The organism is Oryzihumus sp. (assembly GCF_036391795.1).
Taxonomy (GTDB): domain Bacteria; phylum Actinomycetota; class Actinomycetes; order Actinomycetales; family Dermatophilaceae; genus Oryzihumus.
On sequence record NZ_DASVZH010000087.1, the window covers coordinates 1 to 5,842 of the forward strand.

Consider the following 5,842-nt stretch of genomic DNA (forward strand, 5'->3'; position numbering starts at 1 on the left):
GGGCTGGGACGACATCGGCTACAACTTCCTCGTCGACAAGTGCGGCCAGCTGTGGGAGGGCCGCCACGGCGGCATGGACCAGCCGGTCATCGGCGCGCAGACCTACGGCTTCAACACCGACAGCGCGGGCATCGCGGTCCTGGGCACCTACACCACCACCGGTGCCAGCACGGCGGCGGAGCAGAGCGTCGCCCGGCTCGTGGCGTGGAAGCTCGGCTTCGCGAAGTACACGCCGGACCTGACCGGCCAGGTGCTGACCTACCGGGGGGACACGACCAGTGACGGCCGTTTCGTGCACGGCAGCACCTACTCCTTCAAGGCGGTCTCCGGACACCGGGACGGCTTCGCGACGGCATGCCCGGGCGACGGGGTGTACAACCAGCTGCCGACCATTCGCACCTGGGGCGCCGGGCCGCCGTCGGGTGTGCGCATCACCGGCATCTCCGGTGCGACCGCGGTGAGCGGCACGTACTACACGCGCGGGGCGGTCACGGTCTCGTGGACCGCCACCAGCCCGCTGCCGCTGGTCACGCGCTCGGAGCTGCTCGTCGACGGCGCGGTCGCCGCGACAGCCACCGGTGCGACGTCGCTCAAGGCCACCCTCACGGCGGGCAAGCACACGGTGGCGGTGCGCGCCACGCAGTACACCGGCAGGGCGGCCACGTCGACGGCCAGCACGGTGGTGGGCGACCCCACGGCGCCCACCTTCCCGACCAAGCCGTATGCCGGGCTGCGGGGCGGCACGGTGAGCACCACCTCGGCGCCGATCACGCTGGCGTGGAAGGCCGCCGACAACGCGCTGCTCCGGCAGGTCCAGGCCACCGCGCCCTCGGCAGCGACGTTCGCGGCGACGACGACGTCCTGGGCCACGGCGGCCCGTCCCGGGTACTCGACCACGTTCGCCCTGAAGGCCACCGACGCCGCGGGCAACACCGGCACCGCGTCGACCGTGGTCGCTCCGGTCATCGTCCAGGAGACGGCAGCCACCCGCTACGGCAGCTGGTCCACACGGAGCAGCAGCAGCTACCTCGGCGGCTACTCGCTCTCGACGTCGGCGCTCAACGCCTCGCTGACGTGGAAGTTCACCGGCCGCTCGGTCGCGTGGGTCGTGTCCCGGGCCTCGAGCTCGGGCCAGGCCGCGGTCTACGTCGACGGGGTCAAGGTGGCCACGGTCGACCTCCGATCGAGCACGACCATGTACCGCAACGCGATCTGGGCGAAGACGTGGACCACGGCCGCCACGCACACGGTCAAGGTGGTCAACCTGGCGACCTCGGGCCGTCCGACGATCACCACGGACGGCATCGTCTACCTGAAGTGAGCCGGTGTGGCGGGTGGTCTCCCGGGGCGCGTGGCGCACCGGACCGGCCACCCGGCATACAGGCGCGAAGGGCCGCCGCACCCCGGGGTGCGGCGGCCCTTCGTCTGGTGACCGAAGGCTCAGGCGGCCTTCTTGGTCTCCCAGAAGATCGTGTCGATCTCGGCGATCTTGGCGAGCAGCTCGTCGGCCTTGGCGGCGTCGAACTCACCCTTGGTGCCGGTCGCCCCGGCCAGCTTGGTGGCCTCGTTGAAGAGGGTGTGCAGCTGGGGGTACTTCTCGAAGTGCGGGGGCTTGAAGTAGTCGGTCCACAGCACCCAGAGGTGGTGCTTCACGAGCTCGGAACGCTGCTCCTTGATGATGGTCGCGCGGACGCGGAAGTCAGCGTCGTCGTTGTCGGCCACCTTGGCGATGATCGCCTTGATGGACTCGGCCTCGATGCGGGCCTGCGCGGGGTCGTAGACACCACAGGGCAGGTCGCAGTGGGCGCTGACCTCGACCGGGGCGGCAAACAAGCGGGAGAACATCACTGGGATCCCTTTCTGCGGACGATCGGGGTTACCCGGCCAACCTACCCCGCGTCATCCGCGTCGGCGACGGCGGCTCAGCAGCAGCGTCCCGAGGGCCATCGTGGCCAGTGCGCGACGGCCCGGCACCCGCCCGAGGACCAGTGCCTGCACGTCGCCGGGAGGGATCGCGCCGACCTGCCAGGAGTCCACGCCCTCGTGCGGGTTGTCCCGCTCGACCCACCAGCCGTCACCGCCGGCGGGGTCGTGGCCGGTGACCCGCTTGACCGCCAGCGGGCGCGGGCCGTCCGGACCGGGCGGCAGCCGGACCACGGCCAGGCGGCCGACCCGGGCACGAGCGCCGTGCAGCACGAGCAGGCGGTCGCCCTCGTGCAGGGTCGGCTCCATGGAGCGACCCCGCACGAGGGCGATGCCGAGGCGCAGCACCGTCAGTCGACGCTCGTCGGAGCCTTCGGGGCGGTGCCCGGGATGACGTCAGGCACGTGTTCCACCGCCGGCTTGTACTCGGCCTGCATCCGGCCGAGGAAGGTCCTGGTGCGGTTGTGCTGCGGGTTGTCGATGACCGATCGCGGGTCGCCCTGCTCGACGACGACGCCGCCGTCCATGAAGACGACATGGTCGGCCACCTCGCGGGCGAACACCATCTCGTGCGTGACGACGATCATCGTCATCCCGTCGCGGGCGAGCTGGCGCATGACGGCCAGGACCTCGCCCACCAGCTCCGGATCGAGCGCCGATGTCGGCTCGTCGAACAGCATGAGCTTGGGGTTCATCGCCAGTGCCCGGGCGATGGCCACCCGCTGCTGCTGGCCACCGGAGAGCTGGGACGGGTAGGCAGACGGCTTGTCCGACAGCCCCACGCGGTCCAGCAGGTTCATGGCCACCTCGCGGGCCTTGGCCTTCGTCTCGCCCTTGACCTGGATCTGGGCTTCCATGATGTTCTGTACCGCGGTCATGTGGGGGAAGAGGTTGAACCGCTGGAAGACCATTCCGATGTTGCGGCGCTGGGCGGCGATCGCCCGGTCGGTGAGGTGGTGCAACGTGCCGCCGCGGTCCTCGTAGCCCATCAGGTCGCCGTCGACCCAGATGCGGCCGCCGTCGAGGGACTCCAGCTGGTTGATGCAGCGCAGGAACGTCGTCTTCCCCGACCCGGACGGTCCGAGCAGGCAGACGACCTGACCCTTGTTCACGTCGAGGTCGATGCCCTTGAGGACCTCGTTGCCATGGAACGCCTTGCTGACGTTGACGGCGTGGACCAGCGGTGCCGGCGGTGTCCCAGTCGTCATCAGGCGCCTCCCGCCCCACCGGGTCGGGCGAACCGTCTCGTCTTCGGTGCCTTCTGGCCGAAGCCGCGGCCGAAGTAGCGCTCGAGGTAGGACTGCCCGACCATCAGGATGCTGCACACGATGAGGTACCACGCGGTCGCCGCGACGTAGGACGGCATGATCTTCAGCGTGCGCGAGCCGATGGCGCTGGCCTGGTAGAAGAGCTCGGTGATCACCGGGATGGCCACCAGCAGCGAGGTGTCCTTGACCATGGCGATGGTCTCGTTGCCGGTCGGGGGCACGATCACCCGCATGGCCTGCGGCAGGACGATGCGGCGCATGGTCTTGCCGCTGCTCATCCCGAGCGCCTGCGCGGCCTCCCTCTGTCCGACGTCCACCGAGAGGATGCCCGCGCGCGCGATCTCCGCCATGTATGCCGCCTCCGACAGGCCCAGGCCGATGATGCCACCCACCAGACCACCCACGATGTCGTTGGTCGTCAGGTGGAAGAAGGTCAGGTCGCTCTGCAGGCCGAACGCGCTGGCGATCTGCTTGCCGAACGGCACCCCGACGTCGAGGGTGTTGTAGAGGTAGCCCAGACCCGTGCCGATGATCACGAGAAGCACGTAGCGGGGGATCGCGCGGAAGAACCACGTGTAGACGAACGAGACGCCGCGCAGGACCGGGTTGGAGGACAGGCGCATGATCGCGATGATGACGCCGAGGACGACGCCGATGATCATGGCGCCGACCGTGCCGAGGATGGTGCCCTTGTAGAGGCCCTCGAGCACCGGGCTCTGGTTCATCACCTTCAGGGCGAAGGGGAAGTCCCACTTCTTGTTGGTGAGGAACGAGCTGAGGAGCATCGCGACCATCACGGCGATGATGGCGAGTGCCACCCAACGCCACGGGTGCCGGACCGGCCGGGCGTGGATCACGCCCGGCCGGCCGCTGTCAGTTGCTGCAGTCATCACGGGTTGAGCGCGAAGTTGTTGATCGCGCCGGTCTGGATGCCCCACTTGGCCAGGGCCTGCTTGTAGCCACCGGAGCTGTCCAGCTGCTTGAGCGCCTCGACCAGGGCGTTGCCGAAGTCGGTCTCGCTCTTGGGGATGACGTAGCCGTACGGCGCGGAGTCATAGGTCGAACCCACGGCCTCGAGCTGCCCGCCGGTCTGCTTGACGGCGTAGAGCGCGACGGGGGAGTCGGCCAGCATCGCGTCTGCCTTGCCGCTGGTGACGTCTGCGGTCACCTTGTCCTGACCGACCTCGACGACGATGTTGATGGCCTTCTTGCCGGCAGAGGTGCACTTCTTGTTGCGCGCGGTGATGTCGTCGAGCTGGGTGGTGGCCTTCTGGACCGCCACGTTGAGGCCGCAGGCGTCGTCGGGGTTGACCTTCTTCGGGTTGCCCTTGGCGGTCACCCACTGCGTGCCCGCGGTGTAGTAGCTGACCATGTTGACCTGCTTCTTGCGCTCGTCCGTGATCGAGAAGCTGGAGATGCCCATGTCGTACTTGCCGCTGTCGACGCCGAGGATGATCGAGTCGAAGTTGGCCGGCACCCACTTGACCTTGACGCCGAACTCCTGCGCCACGGCGTTGAACAGGTCGACGTCCATGCCCTGGACGGTCTTGCCGTCGGTGGCCAGGAACTCGTTGGGGGCGTAGGTGGCGTCGGTGCCGACGACGATCTCCCCGGCGGACTTGATCTTCGCCGGCAGCTTGGCGGCGAGAGCGGCGTTCTTGGTGGCGGTGGGCGCCGGCCCACTCGACGTCGACGACCCGCCCGACGACAGGGAGTTCGAGCCGCACGCACTGAGGGCAAGGCTCGCCACCGCGACACCGACAGCGGTGCGCAGGATGGCGGGGGAAGGACGGGTCATCGGAGGTGCTCCTTCTTGGAGGCCGTTTCAAACTGATGTACGCCGGACGGGATCATCCTGCCACCCGCAATTTGCGCAGGGCGAGACCTGAGTCACCGCCGTGACAAGGGTGTGACCCGCTCCCGGGCCGGGGGTGCGCCTGCGGTGTCCGGAAGTCCGGGCATGTCCGGGTTGGTCCGGACTGCGGAAGGGATGGTATCGCATCATCATGCAGGCAGATGCATACCCATCCAGTGTCGACCCTGCGCGCATCCTCGTCCCGCCGGCACGCCACTCCGGGGACCATGTCGGGTCGCGTCGGCGCGACCCGGCGCAGCGACCCGCGTCACAGTGTCGTGCCACCGGTGGGCCTCGGCGGCTGCCCTGTGGCACCATCGGACACAGCGGGCCACCCCCCGCGACGTGTCAGTAGCCACCACCCAGGCTTCGAGTTCTCTGATCTCCCTGCGTGCTCGCTCCATGTCGAAGAGGTGCCATGTCTGCTCACCCGTCGTTCCCGATCCACGTGTTCGACCCCTCCGACCCGGTCTTCCGCGCCCACGAGGGCGGCAAGCTGGCGGTCACCCCCACCCAGCCGCTGCGCGACCGGCGTGACCTGTCCCTGCTCTACACCCCCGGTGTCGCCGACGTCTCGCGCGCCATCGCCGCCGACCCGTCGCTGGCGGCCCGCTACACCGCGCGGCGCAACACCGTTGCCGTGGTCACCGACGGGACGGCGGTGCTCGGCCTGGGCGACATCGGGCCGCTCGCGGCGATGCCCGTCATGGAGGGCAAGGCGGTGCTGTTCAAGCACTTCGCCGGCGTCGACGCCGTGCCGGTCTGCATGGAGTCCGGCACGGTGGACGAGCTCGTC

The 5,842-nt window shown here is 69.2% G+C and carries 6 protein-coding genes and 1 pseudogene; 2 read left to right on the forward strand and 5 right to left on the reverse strand.

Annotation, left to right across the window (positions count from 1 at the left end; genetic code table 11):
- The coding region (locus VF825_RS05030) for an N-acetylmuramoyl-L-alanine amidase (protein WP_331110788.1) at positions 1-1,321 on the forward strand (1,321 nt) is incomplete at its 5' end.
- A 119-nt stretch (positions 1,322-1,440) separates the two neighbouring features.
- Here the strand turns inward: VF825_RS05030 and sodN are convergent.
- The 5 genes from sodN to VF825_RS05055 all read right to left on the reverse strand — a co-directional run bounded on the left by sodN (position 1,441) and on the right by VF825_RS05055 (position 4,989).
- A complete protein-coding gene (sodN, locus tag VF825_RS05035) occupies positions 1,441-1,845 on the reverse strand; it encodes a superoxide dismutase, Ni (RefSeq protein WP_331110790.1) in 405 nt (134 codons plus the stop codon).
- A 54-nt stretch (positions 1,846-1,899) separates the two neighbouring features.
- Complete coding sequence (locus VF825_RS05040) at positions 1,900-2,271, reverse strand: S26 family signal peptidase (protein ID WP_331110792.1); 372 nt, start codon at positions 2,269-2,271, stop codon at positions 1,900-1,902.
- Positions 2,272-2,273: 2 nt separating this feature from the next.
- Positions 2,274-3,131 carry an amino acid ABC transporter ATP-binding protein gene (locus VF825_RS05045; RefSeq protein ID WP_331110794.1) on the reverse strand — a complete coding sequence of 286 codons (858 nt, stop codon included), beginning with the start codon at positions 3,129-3,131 and terminating at the stop codon, positions 2,274-2,276.
- The gene (locus VF825_RS05050) at positions 3,131-4,009 is read right to left on the reverse strand and encodes an amino acid ABC transporter permease (RefSeq protein ID WP_331110796.1); all 879 of its coding nucleotides are present in this window, start codon (positions 4,007-4,009) and stop codon (positions 3,131-3,133) included. Before VF825_RS05050 ends, VF825_RS05045 begins: the two co-directional genes overlap by 1 nt.
- A 71-nt stretch (positions 4,010-4,080) precedes the next feature.
- Positions 4,081-4,989 carry an ABC transporter substrate-binding protein gene (locus VF825_RS05055; protein WP_331110798.1) on the reverse strand — a complete coding sequence of 303 codons (909 nt, stop codon included), beginning with the start codon at positions 4,987-4,989 and terminating at the stop codon, positions 4,081-4,083.
- A gap of 475 nt (positions 4,990-5,464) precedes the next feature.
- Here VF825_RS05055 and VF825_RS05060 point away from each other — a divergent pair.
- Positions 5,465-5,842: pseudogene (locus VF825_RS05060) on the forward strand (NAD-dependent malic enzyme); the annotation flags it as partial.

Bases quoted from the DNA above. Each gene is read 5' to 3' on its own strand.
- sodN (WP_331110790.1), bottom strand. From the start codon at position 1,845: ATGTTCTCCCGCTTGTTTGCCGCCCCGGTCGAGGTCAGCGCCCACTGC.
- VF825_RS05045 (WP_331110794.1), bottom strand. From the start codon at position 3,131: ATGACGACTGGGACACCGCCGGCACCGCTGGTCCACGCCGTCAACGTC.
- VF825_RS05055 (WP_331110798.1), bottom strand. From the start codon at position 4,989: ATGACCCGTCCTTCCCCCGCCATCCTGCGCACCGCTGTCGGTGTCGCG.